The following is a 20780-nucleotide window of genomic DNA, read 5'->3' as shown; positions in this document are numbered from 1 at the left end:
ATAACCCGTTCGTCTATGCAAATAAGAATACCTTCGTTTGTCTTATGAAAAAAAGGTGAGAATATCGTCCTCTTTAGAAGAAAAAGTAATAAGGGGACGCAATGCCACTCGCTTCCGCACTACCCAAGCCGCAAGCGGCGCCGTTCCGGGTCATTCCCGGTTTCGGCCTGTCGCTCGGGTTCACCATTTTCTACCTCTGCCTGATCGTCCTGATCCCGCTGTCTGCCGTGTTCCTCAAGACGTTCACGATGACCTGGGACGCTTTCTGGTTTGCCGTCAGCTCGCCGCGCGTGGTGGCGTCCTACAAGCTCAGTTTCGGTGCCTCGTTCATCGCCGCCTGCATCAACGTGGTTTTCGGCGGCATCGTTGCCTGGGTGCTGGTGCGCTATAAATTTCCCGGCAAGCGCTTCATCGACGCGCTGGTCGACCTGCCGTTCGCGCTGCCCACGGCCGTTGCCGGCATCACGCTCACGGCGCTGTATTCGTCGAACGGCTGGATCGGCCGCTATCTCGAGACTGTTGGTTTGAAAGTTGCGTTCACGCCCGTCGGCATCGTCGTCGCGCTCACCTTCATCGGCTTGCCGTTCGTCGTGCGTACGGTGCAGCCGGTACTCGAAGAAGCCGAACGCGAGCTGGAAGAAGCTGCCGCCAGCCTTGGCGCCAGCTCGCTGCAGATTTTTGCGCGCGTGGTGTTTCCGACCATCATGCCGGCGCTATTGACGGGCTTCGCGCTGGCGTTTGCCCGCGCCACCGGCGAATACGGTTCCGTCATTTTCATCGCCGGCAACATGCCGATGATTTCCGAAATCACCCCGCTGTTCATCATCACCAAACTGGAGCAATACGACTACGCCGGCGCCACCGCAATCGCCGCGGTCTTGCTGCTGGCATCGTTCCTGATGCTGCTGGCGATCAACCTGCTGCAGGCATGGACACGCAACCGGGCGGGGAAGAAATGAGCGCCGTCGTCGCTACTCCCGTCGCGGCAGTCACCGCGGTCGCGGCAAAAACCCGGCGCGGCGAACTGCCGTCCACCTCGAACGTGTTCGAGCCGTCATGGGTGCGCGTGCTGCTCATTACCGTCGCGCTGGCCTTCCTCACCCTGTTCCTGTTCGTGCCGCTGGTGGCGGTGTTCGCCGAAGCGTTCAAGAAAGGCGGCCAGGCTTACCTGGCTGCCATCACCGACCCCGACGCTGTCTCGGCCATCAAGCTGACCCTGATCGCGGCCTTCATTTCGGTGCCGCTGAACCTGGTGTTCGGCGTTGCCGCTGCCTGGTCGATCGCCAAGTTCGAGTTTCGCGGCAAGAGTATCCTGCTGACCCTGATCGACCTGCCGTTCTCGGTGTCGCCGGTGATCGCGGGCTTGATCTACGTGCTGATGTTCGGCGCCCAGGGCTGGATCGGGCCATGGCTGCAGGAGCACGACATCAAGATCCTGTTTGCCGTACCGGGCATCGTGCTGGCAACCGTGTTCATCACCTTCCCGTTCGTCGCGCGCGAATTGATCCCCCTGATGCAAGCTCAGGGCAACGAGGAAGAAGAGGCCGCGCTGGTGCTGGGCGCCTCCGGCTGGAGCACTTTCCGGCGCGTCACGCTGCCCAACATCAAATGGGGGCTGCTGTATGGCGTGATCCTTTGTAACGCCCGCGCAATGGGCGAATTCGGCGCGGTGTCGGTGGTGTCCGGCCACATCCGCGGCGAGACCAACACCATGCCGCTGCACGTCGAGATCCTCTACAACGAATACAACTTCGCCGCCGCCTTCGCCATCGCCTCGCTGCTCGCCTTGCTGGCGCTGGTGACGTTGGCGATCAAATCGTTCATCGAGTGGCGGCTGCATGAATCCCATGACGTCGAATCCGACGCGCGCATTTTGGAGCATTGAATGACGATCGAAGTGAAAAACATCCGCAAGCAGTTCGGCCAGTTTACCGCGCTCGATAACGTTTCGCTGCAGTTCCCGGCGGGCGAACTGACGGCGCTGCTGGGGCCTTCCGGCTGCGGCAAGACGACACTGCTGCGCATCATCGCCGGCCTGGAGCACCCCGATTCCGGCCAGGTGCTGCTCGACACCGAAGACGCGTCGAATCGCCACGTGCGCGAGCGCCAGGTCGGTTTCGTATTCCAGCATTACGCGCTGTTCAAACACATGACGGTGTTCGAGAACGTCGCTTTTGGTTTGCGTGTGAAGTCGCGCAAGGAGCGCCCGTCCGAGCAGGCGATCCGCGACAAGGTGCGCCAGCTGCTCGAACTGGTCCAGCTCGACTGGCTGGCTGACCGCTTTCCGCCGCAGCTGTCGGGCGGCCAGCGCCAGCGCATTGCCCTGGCACGCGCGCTGGCGGTCGAGCCGCGCGTGCTGCTGCTCGACGAGCCGTTCGGCGCCCTCGACGCCAAGGTGCGCAAGGAATTGCGGCGCTGGTTGCGCCGCCTGCACGACGACCTGCACGTGACGAGCATCTTTGTCACCCACGACCAGGAAGAGGCGCTTGAAGTGGCCGACCAGGTGGTGTTGATGAACAAGGGCCGGGTCGAGCAGCTCGGTACGCCCGACGCGGTCTACAACCATCCGGCCTCGCCGTTCGTCTACGGCTTTCTCGGCAACGTCAACCTGTTCCACGGCCGCGTGCATGAAGGCGTGCTGGCCAGCGGCGACGCTAATTTTCATGTGCCCGACCACGCCGGGGTACAGGACAGCCAGGGCATCGCCTACGTGCGCCCGCACGACCTCGACGTCGAGCGTTATGCGCCCGGCCTCGACGGCATTGTGGTGAAGCTGCGCCGCGCCCACGCGATCGGGCCGCTGGCCCAGCTCGACCTCGAGCGCGCCGACAACGCCGAACTGATCGAAGCGGTGATACCGAACGAACGTTATCGCCAGCTGCAACTGAAGGATGGCGAAACGCTGGTGGTACGGCCGCGCCGCATGCAGGTGTTCGTCGACGCCGGAGCGGCGATATGAACTTCCAGCAGTTGCGCTCGATTCGGGAAGCGGCGCGCCGCAACTTTAACCTGACCGAGGTCGCCAACGCGCTGTTCACGTCGCAGCCGGGCGTGAGCCGGCAGATCCGCGAACTCGAGGACGAACTCGGCGTGGTGATTTTCGAGCGCAACGGCAAGCGCCTTACCGGGCTGACCGACCCTGGCAAAGGCATCCTCAAGATCGTCGACCGCCTGCTGGTCGAGGCGGAAAATCTGCAGCAGGCCAGCCTCGAATATTCCGGCCAGAAGAGCGGTACCCTGACGATTGCGGCGACCCACACCCAGGCCCGTTATGCGCTGCCGAAGGTGGTGCAGTCGTTCCGCGCCGACTTTCCCGAGGTGCGCATCGCGCTGCAGCAAAGCGCGCCCGATCATATCGCCGAGTGGGTATTGTCGGGCAAGGCCGACATCGGCATCGCCACCGAAGGCCTGTCGCAGTTTTCCGACCTGGTGTCGTTCCCGTGCTACCGCTGGAGCCACCTGATCGTGGTGCCGGACGGCCATCCGCTGCTGGCGCACTCGCCGATCCGCCTCGAGGACCTGGCCGCTTTCCCGCTGATTACCTACGACGTTGGTTTCACCGGCCGCAGCCACATCGACGCCGCCTTCGCGCAGGCAGGCGTAAAAACCGACATCGTGCTCACCGCAATGGATTCGGACGTCATCAAGCAGTACGTCTCGCTTGGCCTGGGCGTGGGGTTGGTCGCCTCGATGGCCTTCGACCATGGCCGCGACAAGGGGCTGCGCGCGGTTGAGGCATCGCACCTGTTCGCGCAGAACGTCACCCGCCTGGCGGTGCGCCGCGGCGCCTACCTGCGCTCGTATGCGTACCACTTCATCGGCCAGTTCGCGCCGGCGCTGACGCGGTCGGAGATCGATGCCGCACTCAGTACCGACGCGCCAACGGCCGACTGACTGCAATCCTGAGCCTGCTTTACCGATCTGGCGTGCTCAGCATGGATGTCGGTTTGCGCGAGGACGACGGCTCTACTGCCCCGGATTCGGCACCCGCGCGTGGATCGCGTCGATTGCCGCGATCACGTCGGCCGGCAGCGTGGTCTCGAACGCATCGATGTTTTCTTTTAACTGAACCAGGCTGGTCGCGCCGATGATGGTCGAGGCGACGAACCAGCGCGAATAACACCAGGCCAGTGCCAGCTGCGCCGGCGTCATGCCGTTCTCGCGCGCCAGTTGCGCGTATTGCTTGACCGCCGCCAGCACGGATGGACGCAGGTAGCGCGGGCTCCAGGTCGGCGGAAAAATCGTCAGGCGCCCGACAGCGGCCGGATTGTCGAGGTATTTTCCGCTGAGCTGGCCGAACGCCAGCGGGCTGTATGCCAACAGGCCGACGTTCTCGCGAAAACACGTCTCGTCGAGCAGGCTCGTTTCGAAACTTCGCGCCGTCAGGTTGTACAGGTTCTGGATGGTGGCGATGCGCGGCAGGCCTTTCATCTCGGCCTGTTTGGTGAACTCGCTGACGCCCCATGCGCTCTCGTTGGAGACGCCGATGTGGCCGATCTTGCCGGCGTCGACCAGCTTGCCGAGCGCGGCAAGAGTGTCTTCGATCGCCACGCTGGCGCGCTCTTTTTCCGGTTCGAACGCGGTGGCGCCAAAGATCGGCACGTTGCGGCTTGGCCAGTGCAGCTGGTACAGGTCGATATGGTCGGTCTGCAGGCGCCGCAAGCTCGTTTCCACCGCGGCGGCGATATTGCCGGCATCGAGGTTGTTGGCGCCGCCGCGCACCCAATGCAGGGCCGGATTAGGGCCGGCCACCTTGGTCGCCAGCACCACCGCGCCGCGTTTGCCGGTTTTTTTTAGCCAGGAGCCGATGAAGCGCTCGGTGGCTCCTTGCGTTTCGGCGCGCGGCATCACCGGGTACATCTCGGCGGTGTCGATGAAGTTGATGCCGCGTTCCATGGCGTAGTCGAGCTGGCTGTGCGCATCGGCCTCGCTGTTCTGTTCGCCGAAGGTCATCGTGCCAAGGCATACTTTGCTTACCTGCAGGCCGCTGGTGCCGAGCTGGGTGGTTTTCATGACGGGGTTCCTTATTGTTTGAGCGCGTTGACGCATTCGCGCACCAACGCCGGGCCGGCGTAAATCAGGCCGCTGTAGAGCTGCACCAGCGCGGCGCCGGCGTCGATCTTCGCTTTCGCGTCAACGCCGCTCATGATGCCGCCCACGCCGATGATCGGCAGCGCGTCGCCCAGTTCCGCGCGCAAGGCACGGATCACGATGTTCGACAGTTCGAACACGGGCGCGCCGGACAGGCCGCCGGCCTCAAGACCGTGGCGCATGCCTTCGACGGCGCCGCGCGCGAGCGTCGTGTTGGTGGCGATGACGCCGTCGATCTTGTGGCGCACCAGCGCGCCGGCGATATTTTTTATCTGTTCGGCATCGATGTCGGGCGCGATCTTGAGCGTGATCGGCACGTAGCGAGCGTGCTGGTCGGCCAGGCGCGACTGCGCGTCTTTCAACTGGGCCAGCAGGGCGTCCAGTTCCGAAGCGCCCTGCAACTGGCGCAGATTCTTGGTGTTGGGCGAGGAGATATTGACCGTCACGTAGCTGGCGTACGGATACACCTTTTGCAGGCAATGGACGTAGTCGTCGGCAGCGCGTTCGATCGGCGTGTCGGCGTTCTTGCCGATGTTCAGCCCCAGCACGCCTTCCTTGTTTTGGTAGAACTTCGATGCCTGCACATTGGCGACAAAGGCGTCGACACCGCCGTTGTTGAAACCCATGCGGTTGATGATGGCCTTGGCTTGCGGCAGCCGGAACATGCGGGGCTTCGGATTGCCGGCCTGGCCGCGCGGCGTGACGGTGCCCACTTCGATCGAGCCGAAGCCGAGCGCGGCGAGGCCGTCGATATAAGCACCGTCCTTGTCCAGCCCCGCGGCCAGCCCGACCGGATTGGGGAAGCGGATGCCCATCACGGTGCGCGGGCTGGACGCCGGTTTGCCGAGGGCGCGCGTGAGGCCGAGCGCGGCAGCGCGGCGCAGCGCCGGCAAGGCGAAATTGTGGGCGGCTTCCGGATCAAGGGCGAACAGCAGGGGACGGGTGAGGGCGTACAGCAGTTTTTCGGACATGGGGGGGGCGGCGCTTGTGCGGACCAGTTGTACAGACCCCGCATTTTACCTCTTGTTACCTGTTGTCGAGCAGCCCCCAGGTGCCATTGATGCGCGCTTCCAGCGGCCGGAAGTTGATCTTGTACGCCATCTTCGGGCTTTGCTCGATCCAGTAGCCGAGATACACGTACGGCAGGCCGAGTTCGTTGGCCTGGGCGATCTGCCACAGCACGTTGTAGGTGCCGAACGAGGCGCCGTGCATGTCCGGGTCGAAGAAGGTGTACACCGACGACAGGCCGTCCGACAGCACGTCGATGATCGACACCATGCGCAAGCTGCCGTCGGGGTCGCGAAATTCGACCAGGCGCGTGTTGACCCGGCTTTGGAGCAGGAACTGGGCGTATTGGTCGCGGCTGTCCTGGTCCATGCCGCCGCCGACGTGGCGGGTGCTCTGGTAGCGCAGGTAAAGGGCGTAATGCTCGTCCGAGAAGCTGAGGTTGGCGACGATCGCCGCTAGGCCCGCATGGCGGATGGCGGCGCGGCGCTGGGTACGGCTTGGGGTGAAATCGGCCGTGCGCACCCGCACCGGGATGCAGGCCTGGCAGCCGTCGCAGTAGGGCCGGTAAGTAAAAATGCCGCTGCGCCGGAAGCCGCTCTTGACCAGTTCCGAATAGACGTCGGCGTTGATCAGGTGCGAAGGGGTGGCCACTTGCGACCTGGCCTGGCGCGCATCGAGGTAGCTGCACGGGTAGGGCGCCGTGGTGTAGAACTGCAGCGTAGAGAAGGGCAGGTCGTTAAGTTGCGTCATGCGGATGCTCTCGATGTGACGGGTTGCGGCGTTCGAACTGTTTGGGACTGTTAAAGCCATTCTATCGAAGTATCGAAGGTTTGGCTTTTGCACAGGGCGTTGTCAAAGCGGCTATAGCGGCTAAAGCGGCGAACACGGCTTCCACTGCGCAATACCAGGCTCGCCGATGGCCGCGCGCACATGCCGGAGGAAGGCGGCGCGAGAAATCGGCGCCGCGCCCAGCGACGCCAGGTGGCCGGTCTCCTGCTGGCAGTCGATCATTGCCACGCCATGGCTGCGCAGGAAGGCAACCAGATAGGCCAGCGCGATCTTCGAGCCGTCGGTGACGCGGGCGAACATCGATTCGCCGTAGAACATGCGGCCGATGCACACGCCGTAGGCGCCGCCGACCAGTTCACCGTCGAGCCACAGTTCGGACGAGTGGGCGTAGCCCATCGCGTGCAAGCCGGTATAGCCGGCGATAATGTCGGTCGAAATCCAGGTACCGGGACCGTCGCGGCGCGGCCCGGCGCAACTGCACATGACGGCGTCGAAGGCGCTGTCGAAGCGCACCTGCCAGCGCCCGCCATCAATCATGCTGCGCTCGACCCGGCGCAAGCTCTTGCGCAAACTGTCGCTGATCTTGAACTCGGCTGTCATCAAGACCATGCGCGGGTCGGTGCTCCACCAGAGGATCGGCTGGCCTTCGGAAAACCAGGGGAAGATGCCGTGCTGGTAGGCGACAAGCAAACGCTGCGGCGACAGGTCGGCGCCGGCCGCGAGCAGTCCCGGCGCGTCGATCGTCAGCGCCTGCGACACGTCGGGAAACGGCGTATTCGTTTCTAACCAGGGAATCATGGATCAGTGGACTGGCCGGCGGAGCGCATCGGCCGCGTAATGTCGAGGCTGTGGAAACCGTAGCTGCCGCCTTCGCGTATTTTGAGGCGATCTGCAAAGAACAGTTCCAGCGTCTTGCGAATGGTCGGGAAAGCCAGGTCGTCCCACGGAACCTCGCGTTCGCTGAACATGCGCACCTCGAGGCTTTCGATGCCGGCGGCATAGTCGAGGTCGCGCAACCGCGCCAGGTAGAACAGGTGGACCTGGTGAACGTACGCCACATTGAGCAGCGTGTACAGCGGACCGAGTTCGATGTTGGCGCCGGCTTCTTCCTCGGTTTCGCGAATGGCGGCCTCGGCGGTCGTCTCTCTGTTTTCCATGAAGCCCGCCGGCAAGGTCCAGTAGCCGGCGCGCGGCTCGATCGCTCGCTTGCACAGTAACACTTTCAGTTCGCCATCGCTTTCCCACACGGGCAGCGAGCCGATGACCAACTTCGGGTTTTCATAATGGATGGTGGCGCACTGGGCACAGACGTGGCGTGGCCGGTTGTCGCCCTCGGGAACAACCAGTGCCACCGGATGGGCGCATTCAGAACAAAATTTCATAGGTAGCCGCAAGAATGATGTTTGGTGTACTTTACACCGATTGGGCGCGCCGCGCCTGCAGCGCGACAACGGCCAAAACGCTCTCGCGCTGGATTTTTCTGCTGCTATCGGTGATCGACCATGGATTAGTATTGCCTAAATCGGGGAAACACCATATAATCACTGCATACAGACGCGGGGTGGAGCAGTCTGGCAGCTCGTCGGGCTCATAACCCGAAGGTCACAGGTTCAAATCCTGTCCCCGCAACCAGAATTAGTAGAAAATAAAAAGGTTACCCGCTTCGGCGCGTAACCTTTTTTTTGCTTACGCGTTTTAATTTTCTTATGGAAAGCACAGCGCTCCTCGATGTGCGTCAACTACGGCCCAGGCAGACGCGACATTGGCGTGCCGGCGCTGTCGAACCTGAGGCCGCGCTGATCGGGACGGTCCTGCGACGGGAACGGTGCATCGATGAATACAGTGGGAGCAATCAACCAATCGTGGGGATGGGTCGGGCTGAACGCGGCATGGATGGCCGGGCCGAGAGCGCGGTGGCGTATCGATTTGTGTAGAAGCTGCGGAAAAAATCCTTATTCGTCCTCACGTTGGTTCAGGCTGGCCCACAGGCAGGCCGCGGCCATCGTGCGGTGCGGCCGGTACGGTTCGAGCAAGGCTTGCGTGCGGGCGATGCCGGGCTTGGCGTCTTCGTGCAGCAGGCGCTGAAAAGCCGTGCGGATGGCGACATCGCCGTGCAGCGAGCAATCGGGATAGCCGTAGCCGCGCAGCAAGGCATAGTTGACGGTCCACTGGCCGATGCCTTTGACGGCGAGCAGCGAGCGCTCCACCTGATCGGGGGCGTCCGTGCGCGCCAGCGTGAGCTCGCCGTCGGCGACCAGGCGCGCCAGGCGCAGCAGGGTATCGGCTTTCGCGCGCGAGAATTTGCGGCTGGTGAGCGCCTCTTGGGCGAGCCGCGCGACGTCTGGCGCTTCCGGATAGCACCATACGCCGCTGCTGTGCTGGCGGCCCGCCTGCATGATGAAACTGCGGCGCAGCGCGATGGCGAACGGCAGGTTGATCTGCTGGCCGATGATGGCCCAGGTGAGCGCTTCGAAGATCGTGGCCGACTGCACGATGCGCAGGCCGGCGTTGCGGCGGGCGCAAGCGCCGAGCAGGGGGTCGTCTTCGGCCAGCGCCAGGAAGGGTGCCGGATCGATGCGCAGACCGAGAATGTTGTGCAGTGCTTCATCGACCTTTGCGACGGCCGGTGCCGTCAAGACGCCATCGGCTTGCACCTCGCACAGTGCCATGCCTTGTGCGAGCGTCACGTCCAGCAGCACCGCCACGCCATCCTGCAGCACGCCTTTGCGGATGCGTTCACCTGTAACCTGTTCGGCGACGCCGTCGAGATCGCGGCTGTGAAACGCCAGCACGTCGGCGCAGCGGTAGCCGGGCGGCAGCGGGATCGAAATTCGCATCGAAGCTCGCTTAAATGGCCGGCAGCGGCCGCGGTTTAAAACGCGGCACGAAGCCGGTCACCAGCGCGGTCCCGGCGATGACGATCGCCGCGCCCGCCGCCGTGTACCAGCCGACGATTTCGTTCAGGAAGATGACGCCCCACAGGATTCCGAAAAGCGGATTGAGGAACGTCACCGTCAGCGCCGAAGTCGGGCCGACGTCGTCGATCAGCTTGAAGTACAAAATATACGCGATACCGCTGCAGAGCACGCCCAGCGCCAGCGCCGCGCCCATGACGCCGATGGTCGGCGCGGCCGGCGCCGGGAAAAACGGCAGCGCGGGCAGCACCAGCAGGGCGGCCGCCCACATGCTGCCGTGCGCGTTGGCGAACGGCTCGACGCGGCGCGCGGTGCGCGCATACGCGCTGGCGATGCTGTAACTGAGGGCGCCGGCCAGCGCCGCCGCCACCGCCAGCGCGGCGCCGGGACGCGAGGTGGCATGGTCGAAGCCGACCAGCAGCGCCACGCCGCCGGTGCCGAGCAGCAGGCCAAGCGCGGTGCGCCCGGCGATTTTCTGGCGCGACCAGGCAGCGCCAATCAGCGCGCCCCATATCGGCGCAGTGGCGTTCAGCACCGACAGCACCGAAGCGGTCAAGGTGCGGGCGGCAAAGGCGAACAGCAGGAACGGCAGGCCGGAATTGAACAATCCGAGCATCAGGTAGTGCTTCCAGTTGGCGCGAACATCGAGCCGCTTCTTGAGAAACCAGCCGACGGTGGCGAGGAAGACGGCGGCAAAGCCGACCCGGTATTCGATCAGTACCGCCGGTCCCAGCACGGGCGCGCTGATGCGCATGAAAAGAAAGGAGCTTCCCCAGATCGCCGCTAGCAATACCAGGCGCAGGAAGTTTGCTGTACTCATAAATAATGAAAATTTCCGGTCGGTGAAACGTACAGTGCAGGCGGTGCGCCGTGGAGAGGAACCGCGTTTCTTGCGACTTATTCAGCGCGGGCGCAGGCGTCGGCGCCGGGCGGCTCCAGGGCACTGGCATGGTTGACCTGGAGCGCGGCCGGCACGCCGTTTTTGACGGCCGTCATTTCGGCCAGGATCGAGATGGCAATTTCGGCCGGCGTCTTGCTGCCGATATAAAGACCGACCGGCCCGTGCAGGCGTGCCAGGTCGGCGTCGTCCAGGTCGAACAGCTTCAGACGCTCGCGCCGCCTGGCGTTGTTGACGCGCGAGCCGATCGCGCCGACGTAGAAGGCGTCGGACTTGAGCGCTTCCATCAGGGCCAGGTCGTCGAGCTTGGGATCGTGGGTCAGTGCCAGTACGGCGCTGCGGCCGTCCAGCCGCGCCTCGATGACCAAGTCGTCCGGCATCACGTGCACCAGGTCGACGCCGGCCACGTTCCAGCCGCCGCGGTATTCTTCGCGCGGATCGCAGACGGTGACGTGGTAGTCCATTGCGCTCGCCACCTGCGCGACGAAGCGCGACAACTGGCCGGCGCCGATGATGAACAGGCGCCAGCGCGGGCCGTGCACGGTGCACAGCACGTCTGCTTCGATGTGCTGATTGGCGCCGGGCGCGGCGTGCGCCATGCTGACGGCGCCGCTGCGCAGGTGGAGGCGGCGCTCGACCAGTTGGCGTCGCTCCAGGCGGGAGAGCAGTTCCTGCAGCCCGCTGGCCGGCGACAACGGCTCGATCGCCAGTTCGATGGTGCCGCCGCAGGGCAGGCCGAAGCGGTGCGCCTCGTCGGCGCTGATGCCGTAGCTGACGAGCTCGGGAGTGGTGCGCGAAATGCCGTGCAGGCGCACCTGTTCGATCAGGTCGTCTTCGATGCATCCGCCCGACACCGAACCGACCACGCGGCCGTCGCCGCAGATGGCAAGCAGGGCGCCGATCGGGCGCGGGCTCGATCCCCACGTCTTGACGACGGTGACGAGCTCGCAGCGCAAGCCGTCCGCTACCCAGCCGGCGGCGCTCTTTAATACTTCAAGGTCTATGCTGTCCATGGATCGAATATACTAGGCGCTACAATCTCGCCGGTTAAAAAATATGACTCATGATACAAAAAAAGACGACGGCTCACCGAAGTTCGGCCGTTTGCTGATCATCCTGGTGGGGGCGGTGGCGATTTGCGGACTGCTGACGTACGTGATGGGGACGCTGTTTCCGGATTTCCCGAATTTTAGCTGAAGGCCGGGTCCGACCGCCGGTCAGACCCGGCCGCATACGCTATGGCAGCAGCGGCTTCTTGGCAGCTTGCTTTGCCTTGACCTCGGCTGCCGTTTTCTCGATCGCCGCCACGCGCAACGCCGTGGCCGGATGGTTCGCCACATGCGCGTTGAGCACCGTCGCCGGGTAGCTCGCCGCCAGCCGCTTCACGAACGGCGCCGAGTCGTTGACGTTGTAATTGGCGCGCGTCATCAGGTACACGGCCAGGCGGTCGGCAGCGGCGTCCAGTTCCGGCGGCATCGGCTTGATGCCGCTGCTGCCGATCAGCATCGAAGTATCGGGACGCACGGCGACCAGGTTGTCGATGATGCTGCCGATGGTGCTGGCGTTGCGCTGCAAGGCGGCGTGGCCGAGGATGTTGTGCGCCATGCCCCTGGCAAGCAGGTAGGCCAGCTCGTCGTCGTCGCGCGTGAAGTCGAGCATTCCGCGCGTGACCATCACGCGCGCGCCGTCCGCATACGAATTGATGTTGTCGGCGTTCCCCAGTTCGATGCCGAAGCCACAGGCGCGCGTGACCGGTATGGTCAACTGCTTGGCGGCGCCGTCGCGTTCGACCCCCATCGGCAGGCTCGGATTGGCCGCCACCAGCGGGCCGAAAACGGCGCCGGCCATGGACGAGGCATTCGGTCCGCTCGGCAGCTGCTTGGCGCCGGCGCTGACCAGGCGGTCGCCGCGCCGCAGGCCTGCATGCGCCGCGCCGCTGCCGGCCAGTACCCCGGTCACTTGCAAACGCTCGCCCATGCCGAAGGCAACGTGCGCCGCTTCGTTGTAGTCGCCGGGGTAGGAGTGGCGGTTCTTGGCGGTAAAGCCGAGCAGGTTGCGCGCCTGCGCCTTGCACAGCTCCGCGTTGTTGATCAACAGCGGCGCGGCGATCCGGTACAGGCGGTCCTGCATCACCGCCATTTTGGACAGCGCCTCGGCTTCAGCCGCCATCCGCGGCGTCAGCACCGGCAGCTCTTCGATCGGCGGCAGCTGGACCGACGGCACCGGACCTTGCTGCATGCGGGGGGGCGAGGAGCAGCCGGAGATCAGCAACGCCAGCATCAGGACTGAAAGAGATGAAAGGGCAGGCAGGGACAGGGCCACCCGACGCGGATTATCGATTCGGTTCATGGATTTCCTCGCTTATTATTGTTCGCTGTTGTTCGTTATTGTTTGCCGGTGCTGCCGAAGCCGCCGGCGCCGCGTTCGCTTTCGTGGGATGCGTCGAATTCGTCGACGATGTTGAACCCGACCTGCAGGACCGGCACGATGATGAGCTGCGCCAGCCGGTCCATCGGTTGCAGCGTAAATGCCTGCTGGCCGCGGTTCCAGGTCGACACCATCAGCTGGCCTTGATAATCGGAGTCGATCAAGCCCACCAGATTGCCCAGCACGATGCCGTTTTTGTGTCCCATGCCGCTGCGCGGCAGGATCATCGCGCAGTACCCCGGATCGGCCACATGGATCGCCAGCCCGGTCGGGATCAGCACCGTGGCGCCGGCTTCGATGGTGATTGGCTCAATGATGCAGGCACGCAAATCAAGGCCGGCGCTGCCTGCCGTGGCGTAGGCCGGCAGCAGCTCTTTCATGCGCGGGTCGAGGATCTTGATGTCGATAGTTTTCATGTGTTCTTGTGATGTGCGTCTTTTAAAGTGGTGCCTGATATCAGGTGAGCAGGGAGCGGTCGATCCGCTTGGCGATCTCACTGACCAGCTGGCGCGCCAGGGTCAGTTTGTCGGCGCGCGGCAGCACGGTGTGGCCGTCTTCGTCGAACAGGATGACGGTATTGTCATCTTGCCCGAAGGTATGCGGACCAATATTGCCCACCAACAAGGGAATGCCTTTTTTCTCGCGCTTGACGGCGCCAAATTCGACCAGGTTCTCCGACTCGGCGGCAAAGCCGACGCAATACGGCCAGCCGGAGACCGAAGTGGTGGCGGCGACCGCGGCGAGAATGTCGGTGTTCTGGGCAAATTCGAGCTGGGGCGGGGCGGCGCCGTCCTGCTTTTTCATTTTGTGCGCGCTGGCGTTGGTGACGCGCCAGTCGGCCACGGCGGCGACGCCGATGAAAACATGCTGGCCGTTGAGCGCCGCCATCACCGCGTCATGCATCTGCTGCGCGCTTTGGACTTCCTGGCGGCGCACGCCGTGCGGCGTCGCCAGCGCGGTGGGGCCCGATACCAGCACCACCTCGGCACCGGCTTCGCGCGCGGCGCGCGCCACCGCGTAGCCCATTTTGCCCGACGACAGGTTGGTGATGCCGCGCACCGGATCGATCGCCTCGAAGGTCGGGCCGGCGGTGATCAGGACGCGTTTGCCGGCCAACACTTTCGGCTGGAACGAGGCCACCAGTTCTTCGAGCAGTTCGTCCGCTTCGAGCATGCGTCCGAAGCCGGTCTCGCCGCAGGCCTGGTCGCCGCTGGCGGGGCCGAAAATGGCAATGCCGTCGGCGCGCAGCTGCGCCACGTTGCGGCCGGTGGCGGCGTTGTCCCACATCTCGACGTTCATCGCCGGGGCGATCAGCAGCGGCACCTGGCGCGGGCGCGCCAGGCACAGCGTCGAGAGCAGATCGTCGCAGGCGCCGTGCGCCAACTTGTGCATGAAGTCGGCCGAGCAAGGCGCAACCAGGATGGCGTCGGCGCCGCGCGTCAGGTCGATGTGCGCCATGTTGTTGGCGATGCGGGGGTCCCACTGGTCGGTGTGGACCGTGTTGCCAGAGAGCGCCTGCATCGTCACCGTGCCGATGAAGTGGGTGGCCGCCTCCGTCATGACCACTCGCACAGAGGCGCCTTGCTTGACCAGCGCGCGGCACAATTCGGCCGCCTTGTAGCAGGCTACCCCGCCGGACAGGCCGAGGACGATTTTCTTGCCCTTCAAATCCATCGTCATGCTTGCTACTCCCCGTCTTTTAATTTTTGTTCACGCGCCGCAGTTCGTCGACAATGAACAGGATGGCGCCGAGCGTGATGGCACTGTCGGCGACGTTAAAGGCGGGAAAATGGCCAATGGCGGCGAAGTGAAAATCGAGGAAGTCGATCACGTGGCCATACAGTATCCGGTCGATCACGTTGCCGATGGCGCCGCCCATGATCAGCGCCATCGACCAGCAGAACATGCGCTGGCCGGGATTGCGCCGCAGCTGGAAGATGATGAAGACGACGGCAACCACCGCGACGGCGGTGAAGAAATGGCGTTGCCAGCCGCCGGCGTTGGACAGGAAGCTGAAAGCGGCGCCGCGGTTGTACGCCAGCACCAGGTTGAAAAACGAGGTGATCAGCTTTTCTTCACCCAGCACGAACGTCTTGGTGATGGCGATCTTGGAAAGCTGGTCGAACAGCACGACAATGGCCGCGATGCCGAGCCACGGCGTCAGGTTGGCGCGGTGTTTCGAGGAAGTGGAAAACGTATTGGTTTTTTTGATGGCCATGGATATTTTTCAGGTCAGAAGGTTAGACAAACGCACGCCGTTCACCTGCACCGAACAGGTTGCTCGCACAACGGCCGCACAGGCTTTCGTGGCCGGCAAGCGTGCCGACGTCGACACTGTAGTGCCAGCAGCGCTCGCACTTTGGTGCGGCCGAAGCGCTTACCGCGATCGACTCCTCGGCCTCGCTTGCCACTTCGACGGCCTTCGCCTGCGAGGTGATGAACAGAAAGCGCAGGTCGTCGTCGAGGCTGGCGAGCAACTGGAATTTTTCCGGCGCCGCCCTGATGGTCAGCTCGGCCTGCAAGGACGATCCGATCGCACCTGAGCTGCGCAGCGCCTCGAGCTCCTTGGCGACGTCGGTGCGCACCGCGCGCAGCACGGTATACTTTTCCAGCAGCGCGGCACCGTCAGCTACCCGCGGCAGCTCCCAGTAGGTCTGGGTGAAGATGGTTTCCGTGCTCTCTGCATAGGCGTCGGCGTCGGCGAACACCGCCCACGCTTCCTCGGCGGTGAACGACAGCGTCGGCGCCATCACGCGCAGCAGGCTTTGCGCGATGTGCCACAGCGCGGTCTGGGCCGAGCGGCGCGCGTGCGAATCGACGGCGGTGGTGTACAGGCGGTCCTTGAGGATGTCGAGGTAGAAGCCGCCCAGGTCTTCCGAGCAGTAGTTCTGCAGGCGGGCGATCACCGGCTGGAATTCGTAGCGCTCGTAATGTGCCAGGATATCGGCCTGCAGCGCGGCCATGCCGGCGATGGCATAGCGGTCGATCTCGAGCAGTTCGGCGATCGGCACGGCGTCAACCTGGGGGGTGAAGTCGGAGGTGTTGGCCAGCAGGAAGCGCAGCGTGTTGCGGATGCGGCGATACGCTTCGGTGACGCGCTTGAGGATCTCTTCCGAGATCGCCAGTTCGCCCGTGTAGTCGGTCGAGGCGACCCACAGGCGCAGGATGTCGGCGCCGAGCGAATCGGAGATCTTCTGCGGCGCCAGCGTGTTGCCGAGCGACTTGGACATTTTTTTGCCTTCGGCGTCGACCGTGAAGCCGTGCGTCAGCAGCGCCTTGTAGGGCGGGCAGCCGTTGAGCATCGAGGACGTCAGCAGCGACGAGTGGAACCAGCCGCGGTGCTGGTCCGAACCTTCCAGGTAAAGGTCGGCCGGGAATGCCAGCTGCTCCTTGTGCGAGCCGCGCAGCACGGTCTGGTGGGTCGCGCCGGAGTCGAACCAGACGTCGAGCGTGTCCTTGTTCTTGACGTACATGTGGGCGTCTTCGCCGAGCAAATCCTTGGGCTCGAGCGTCTGCCAGGCGTCGATGCCGCGCTGTTCGAACAATTGAGCGACCTGTTCGATCAGTTCGGGCGTGCGCGGATGCAGCGCGCCGGTTTCCTTGTGCAGGAAGAAAGCCATCGGCACGCCCCACTGGCGTTGGCGCGACAAGGTCCAGTCGGGCCGGTTGGCGATCATGCCGTGCAGGCGGGCCTGGCCCCAGTCCGGGAAGAATTTGGTGTCGGCGACGCCTTTCAGGGCGGTTTCGCGCAACGTCGGGCCGCCATCCTTTGGCGTGATGTCCATGCCGGCGAACCACTGCGAGGTGGCGCGGTAGACGATCGGCGTCTTGTGGCGCCAGCAGTGCATGTAGCTGTGATCGAACATCTTCAGTTCGAACAGCGCGTCCGCAAGCGTGAGCGCGGCGCAGATCGGTTTCGACGCTTCCCAGATGGTCAGGCCGCCGAACAACGGCAAGCTGGCGGCGAAGCGGCCGTCGCCCATCACCGGGGTGAGGATGGCGTCGTCGGCCATGCCGTGCGCCTTGCACGAGATGAAGTCGTCGAGGCCGTACGCCGGCGCCGAGTGGACCACGCCGGTGCCGGTTTCAGTGGTGACGTAGTCTGCCAGATACAGCGGCGAGAGGCGGTCGTAGAACGGATCTTGCGCGTGCAGCGGGTGACGGAACGCGATGCCGCCCAGCGCTTCGCCCATGCAGGTGGCGATGATGTTGCCTTCGAGCTTGTAGCGTTGCAGGCAGGACTGCACGAGGTCGGACGCCAAGATCAGCAGCAGTGGCTTGCCGTCTTTCGTGGTCTCGACCAGCGCGTACTGGACTTCCGGATTGACGTTGAGGGCCTGGTTCGATGGGATGGTCCACGGCGTGGTGGTCCAGACGACGATGAAGCCGTCTTTTGCAGGCAGTGCCTCCAGGCCGAATGCGGCGGCCAGTTTGGCGTGCTCGGCGAACGCGAAGCCGACGTCGATCGCCGGATCGCGCTTGTCCTGGTATTCAACTTCCGCTTCAGCCAGCGCCGAGCCACAATCGAAGCACCAGTTGACCGGTTTCAGGCCGCGGTAGACATATCCTTTGTCCAGCATGGTGCCGAGCGCGCGCAGTTCATCGGCCTCGTTCGAGTACGCCATGGTGAGGTAGGGATTATCCCACTCGCCGAGGATGCCCAGGCGGATGAAGCCGTCGCGCTGGCGGTCGACCTGTTCGAGCGCATAGGCACGGGCCTTGGTCAGCACTTCGGCGGTCGGCAGGTTTTTGCCGTACAGTTTTTCGATCTGGATCTCGATCGGCATGCCGTGGCAATCCCAGCCCGGCACGTAGGGTGCGTCGAAGCCGGCCATGGTGCGGGCCTTGACGACCATGTCTTTCAGGATCTTGTTGACGGCGTGGCCGAGGTGGATGTCGCCGTTGGCGTACGGCGGGCCATCGTGCAGGATGAATTTCGGCCGGCCGGCGCAGGCCTTGCGCACGCGCTCGTAGATCTTTTTGTCCTGCCATTGTTGAACCCAGCCCGGTTCCCGCTTGGCGAGGTCGCCGCGCATCGGGAACGGGGTTTCGGTCATGTTGACCGGGTATTTGCTGACTGGCTTCTTGGCGGCGCTCTTGGCCGGACTTTTGGCAGGATTTGGGTTTGCTGGTGTGCTGTTATCGGACATATTCTTCTTCAAGGTGATGTTTGGCTGGGATGCTGGCGGGCCGCTCGGCCCTTCACAAAACCAGGGTCAAATTCGGTCGGTCGCGGCCAAGGCGCCCGGGCGGCGGGTGAAGTAGCCGCGCGCATGGCCGGCGTCGCCCTCGATGGCGGCGCTCAACGTGGCCAGATCGTCGTATTTTTGCTCGTCGCGGATTTTCTCGAGGAACTCGACCCGTACCAGCTTGCCGTAGCAGGACTTGGCGTAATCGAACAAGTGCACTTCGAGCAGCACGCGGCCGCTGTCGTCGACGGTCGGACGCACGCCGAGACTGGCCACCGCAGGCAGTGGGTGCGGCCCCAGGCCATGTACCTGGACGACGAAAATGCCAGCCAGGGCGGGGCGGTGGGCAACGCGCAGGTTCAGCGTCGGAAAGCCAAGCGTGCGGCCAAGCTTCTGGCCGTGGATCACGTGGCCCGAGATGGCGTACTGGTGGCCAAGCAGGGCCCTGGCCTGGGCGAAGTCGCCGTCTGCCAGCGCGGTGCGCACCGCCGACGACGAGATGCGCTGCTCGCCATGCATCACTGTTTGCAGTGTCTCGACGTGGAAGCCGTGGCGCCGGCCTGCCTCGGCCAGCATGGCGACGGTGCCGGCGCGCCGGGCGCCGTAGCAGAAGTCGTCGCCCACCATCAGCCACTTGACGTGCAGGCCCTCGACCAGCACGCGGCTGGTGAATTGCTCCGGCGTCATCGCGGCGAAGTGGGCGTTGAAATGTTCGACGATGACGCGGTCGATGCCGGCGCTGGCAAGCGAACCGAGCTTGTCACGCAGGTTGGCAATGCGGCTCGGCGCGCGCGACAATTCGCCCGAGCGGGCGGCAAAGAACTCGCGCGGATGCGGCTCGAACGTCATTACCGCCGCTTCGAGGCCGAGTGCGGACGCGTTGGCCCGCACGCGCGCCAACAATGCCTGGTGGCCGCGGTGGACACCGTCAAAGTTGCCGATCGTGAGAGCACAGGGCGCGCGCGCCCTGTCGTTGGGTAGTCCGCGAAATACCTTCATAAGGTGTGGGGCGTCAAACTGTGTGCGAAATAAACGATTATACGGTCAAGTTGCGGCTTTCACACCCTGGCCGGCCGGCCGAAGGTAAGCTACAAGCAAAAAAAAGCGCCGCTTGCTAGGCAGGCGGCGCTTTTATCGACCTTGTTTTAGTGCTTTATTTCGTGCTTTTCAGCTGTTGCAGGCGGCCGCCGATCAGGTCATCGGATGGTTGATGGCCATGATCCAGTAGCGCGCCAGGTCGGCCGCGCCGTCGGTACCGCCGACCGTCTTCAGCGTCGAGATCGCTTGCGCTTTCTTGCCCGCCGCCGCGTACGCCTCGCCCAAGCGCAGCTTGGCGTCTTCCGGATTGCGCAGGCCGCCCGCCTTGATGGCGGCGTTCATCATGGCCAGGCCTTTGTCGGCCTGTCCCGCCTGCACCAGGCCGTAGCCCATCGTCATCAGGCCGTCGTTGTCCTTGGCCTTGACCAGCGCCGCTTCGTCGGTTGCCAGCGTCTTGTTGTTTTCGGCCAGGGTCTTCTCGGCCAGGTCTTTCAGGCGCTGGTGACGCGCTGCTTCGGCGCCGACGCCCAAAATGCCGGCCTTGTAACCCTTGTCGATTACCTTGATTGCTTCGGCCGGCGCCTTGGCCTGGATCAGCAACTGCGCCATTTCGACGTATTCGCTCGGCTTTTTCAGTAAATTGTTGGCCAGCTTGAGGCGGTAGACGTCGACCGTCAGGCGATTCGAGTAGCCAGGCTTGGTGGTGACGCGGTTGAGCAGGTCGTTCCAGTGCGACGCTTTCGGATACGACGCCGCCAGCTTTTCGATAGTGCCCACGTAGCCGGCCTTGTCGCCTTTTTTCAGCTGGATGTTGGCCAAGAGGCCAAGCTGGTCTTCGCTCAGGCGGCCGCTCTTTTCGATGGTGCGCAGTTCCGCTTCGGCCTGGGTCAGGTTGCCCGAGCTGTAATAATTTTGGATCAGCAGCGCGCGCAAATTGGGGTTGTCGCGTTCCTTCAACTGGCGGTTGATCGCCGCGTTGGCCTTCGGGAAGTCCTTGGCGCGGATGTAGATGCCGATCAGCCCTTCAGAAAACTTTTCTTTTTCCGCGGCGCTCAGGCGGCCCGAAGCGATCAGCGTCTCGAACGACTTGGCGGCGACGTCGTAGTCGCCCGCTGACGACGATGCCGCGGCGCGTACGCGCTCGATCAGGTAGCTCTCGTTGGCGGTTTTGTTGCTGACGTTATCGGCTTCGCGCAGCTTGGCGAGGGCTTCCTTGTTCTTGCCCTGCTTCATCAGCGATTGCGCTGCCTGCAGCGGGTTGCCGATTTCCGGACGCACGGTTTCAGCTGCGTAGGCGGAGGACAGGCCGAGTACAGGGGCGGCTGCGGTAAAGCCGAAGGCGGCCATGACGAGGCCGAGGTGTGCGAGACGGAATTTTGACATGTAGGGAATTCTTTCTTCAAAAGAGAAACGGCAGGGGATGCC

At 63.9% G+C, this 20780-nt stretch carries 20 protein-coding genes and 1 tRNA gene; 6 read left to right on the top strand and 15 right to left on the bottom strand.

From position 1 onward, the window contains the following. Window positions 1-101: 101 nt before the first annotated feature. From cysT to CR103_RS09805, 4 genes are read left to right on the top strand one after another with little or no spacing between them, the layout of a single operon-like run. A complete protein-coding gene (cysT, locus tag CR103_RS09820) occupies window positions 102-959 on the top strand; it encodes a sulfate ABC transporter permease subunit CysT (protein WP_099915814.1) in 858 nt (285 codons plus the stop codon). Further along, window positions 956-1885 carry a sulfate ABC transporter permease subunit CysW gene (gene cysW, locus CR103_RS09815; RefSeq protein WP_099915813.1) on the top strand — a complete coding sequence of 310 codons (930 nt, stop codon included), beginning with the start codon at window positions 956-958 and terminating at the stop codon, window positions 1883-1885. Before cysT ends, cysW begins: the two co-directional genes overlap by 4 nt. Continuing rightward, window positions 1886-2959, top strand: a complete 1074-nt coding sequence (locus CR103_RS09810; RefSeq protein WP_099915812.1) for a sulfate/molybdate ABC transporter ATP-binding protein — start codon at window positions 1886-1888, stop codon at window positions 2957-2959. Next, window positions 2956-3894: a CysB family HTH-type transcriptional regulator gene (locus CR103_RS09805; RefSeq protein ID WP_099915811.1), complete on the top strand. Its 939-nt coding sequence runs from the start codon at window positions 2956-2958 to the stop codon at window positions 3892-3894. The genes CR103_RS09810 and CR103_RS09805 overlap by 4 nt, the downstream gene beginning before the upstream one ends. Before the next feature lie 72 nt (window positions 3895-3966). On the opposite strand, the gene CR103_RS09800 is transcribed toward CR103_RS09805, so the two are convergent. The 5 genes from CR103_RS09800 to CR103_RS09780 form a co-directional block, all read right to left on the bottom strand. Next, window positions 3967-5013: an aldo/keto reductase gene (locus CR103_RS09800; RefSeq protein WP_099915810.1), complete on the bottom strand. Its 1047-nt coding sequence runs from the start codon at window positions 5011-5013 to the stop codon at window positions 3967-3969. An 11-nt stretch (window positions 5014-5024) separates the two neighbouring features. Then, window positions 5025-6062, bottom strand: a complete 1038-nt coding sequence (locus CR103_RS09795; protein WP_099915809.1) for a quinone-dependent dihydroorotate dehydrogenase — start codon at window positions 6060-6062, stop codon at window positions 5025-5027. 55 nt (window positions 6063-6117) lie between these two features. Beyond that, window positions 6118-6849, bottom strand: coding sequence for an arginyltransferase (locus tag CR103_RS09790; protein WP_099915808.1), 732 nt, complete (start codon window positions 6847-6849; stop codon window positions 6118-6120). A gap of 120 nt (window positions 6850-6969) precedes the next feature. Further along, entirely contained in the window at window positions 6970-7686 is a 717-nt protein-coding gene (gene aat, locus CR103_RS09785; RefSeq protein WP_099915807.1) for a leucyl/phenylalanyl-tRNA--protein transferase, read from the bottom strand. Continuing rightward, entirely contained in the window at window positions 7683-8270 is a 588-nt protein-coding gene (locus tag CR103_RS09780; RefSeq protein ID WP_099915806.1) for an NUDIX hydrolase, read from the bottom strand. The genes aat and CR103_RS09780 overlap by 4 nt, the downstream gene beginning before the upstream one ends. A gap of 173 nt (window positions 8271-8443) precedes the next feature. Here CR103_RS09780 and CR103_RS09775 point away from each other — a divergent pair. After that, window positions 8444-8520: transfer RNA gene (locus tag CR103_RS09775), tRNA-Met, on the top strand. A 320-nt stretch (window positions 8521-8840) separates the two neighbouring features. Here the strand turns inward: CR103_RS09775 and CR103_RS09765 are convergent. From CR103_RS09765 to CR103_RS09755, 3 genes are all read right to left on the bottom strand, one after another. Then, window positions 8841-9725, bottom strand: a complete 885-nt coding sequence (locus tag CR103_RS09765; protein WP_099915804.1) for a DNA-3-methyladenine glycosylase family protein — start codon at window positions 9723-9725, stop codon at window positions 8841-8843. Window positions 9726-9735: 10 nt separating this feature from the next. Continuing rightward, window positions 9736-10623 (bottom strand): DMT family transporter, encoded by an 888-nt coding sequence (locus CR103_RS09760; RefSeq protein ID WP_099915803.1) that lies wholly within the window; start codon window positions 10621-10623, stop codon window positions 9736-9738. Between the two features lie 77 nt (window positions 10624-10700). Beyond that, on the bottom strand, window positions 10701-11714 hold the full coding sequence (locus CR103_RS09755) for an XdhC family protein (protein WP_099915802.1): 1014 nt from the start codon (window positions 11712-11714) through the stop codon (window positions 10701-10703). Between the two features lie 43 nt (window positions 11715-11757). On the opposite strand from CR103_RS09755, the gene CR103_RS22620 reads away from it, so the two are divergent. Then, the gene (locus tag CR103_RS22620) at window positions 11758-11898 is read left to right on the top strand and encodes a hypothetical protein (RefSeq protein WP_180279348.1); all 141 of its coding nucleotides are present in this window, start codon (window positions 11758-11760) and stop codon (window positions 11896-11898) included. A gap of 39 nt (window positions 11899-11937) precedes the next feature. On the opposite strand, the gene CR103_RS09750 is transcribed toward CR103_RS22620, so the two are convergent. The 7 genes from CR103_RS09750 to CR103_RS09720 form a co-directional block, all read right to left on the bottom strand. Continuing rightward, on the bottom strand, window positions 11938-13050 hold the full coding sequence (locus CR103_RS09750; RefSeq protein ID WP_229442982.1) for a M48 family metallopeptidase: 1113 nt from the start codon (window positions 13048-13050) through the stop codon (window positions 11938-11940). 35 nt (window positions 13051-13085) lie between these two features. Next, on the bottom strand, window positions 13086-13544 hold the full coding sequence (gene dut, locus CR103_RS09745; RefSeq protein WP_099915800.1) for a dUTP diphosphatase: 459 nt from the start codon (window positions 13542-13544) through the stop codon (window positions 13086-13088). Between the two features lie 40 nt (window positions 13545-13584). After that, window positions 13585-14802 (bottom strand): bifunctional phosphopantothenoylcysteine decarboxylase/phosphopantothenate--cysteine ligase CoaBC, encoded by a 1218-nt coding sequence (gene coaBC / locus CR103_RS09740; RefSeq protein WP_099915858.1) that lies wholly within the window; start codon window positions 14800-14802, stop codon window positions 13585-13587. Window positions 14803-14827: 25 nt separating this feature from the next. Further along, window positions 14828-15346 (bottom strand): signal peptidase II, encoded by a 519-nt coding sequence (gene lspA, locus CR103_RS09735; RefSeq protein WP_099915799.1) that lies wholly within the window; start codon window positions 15344-15346, stop codon window positions 14828-14830. 22 nt (window positions 15347-15368) lie between these two features. Further along, on the bottom strand, window positions 15369-18278 hold the full coding sequence (ileS, locus tag CR103_RS09730; protein ID WP_099915798.1) for an isoleucine--tRNA ligase: 2910 nt from the start codon (window positions 18276-18278) through the stop codon (window positions 15369-15371). A gap of 66 nt (window positions 18279-18344) precedes the next feature. Beyond that, on the bottom strand, window positions 18345-19316 hold the full coding sequence (locus CR103_RS09725) for a bifunctional riboflavin kinase/FAD synthetase (RefSeq protein ID WP_099915797.1): 972 nt from the start codon (window positions 19314-19316) through the stop codon (window positions 18345-18347). Window positions 19317-19508: 192 nt separating this feature from the next. Beyond that, window positions 19509-20738, bottom strand: coding sequence for a tetratricopeptide repeat protein (locus tag CR103_RS09720; protein WP_099915796.1), 1230 nt, complete (start codon window positions 20736-20738; stop codon window positions 19509-19511). Window positions 20739-20780: the final 42 nt, after the last annotated feature.

The organism is Massilia psychrophila (genome assembly GCF_002760665.1).
In the GTDB taxonomy this organism is placed as follows: Bacteria; Pseudomonadota; Gammaproteobacteria; order Burkholderiales; family Burkholderiaceae_D; genus JAFCUW01.
The sequence above is the reverse complement of the archived record's forward strand: the minus strand, read 5'-3'. Positions and strand labels throughout refer to the sequence as shown.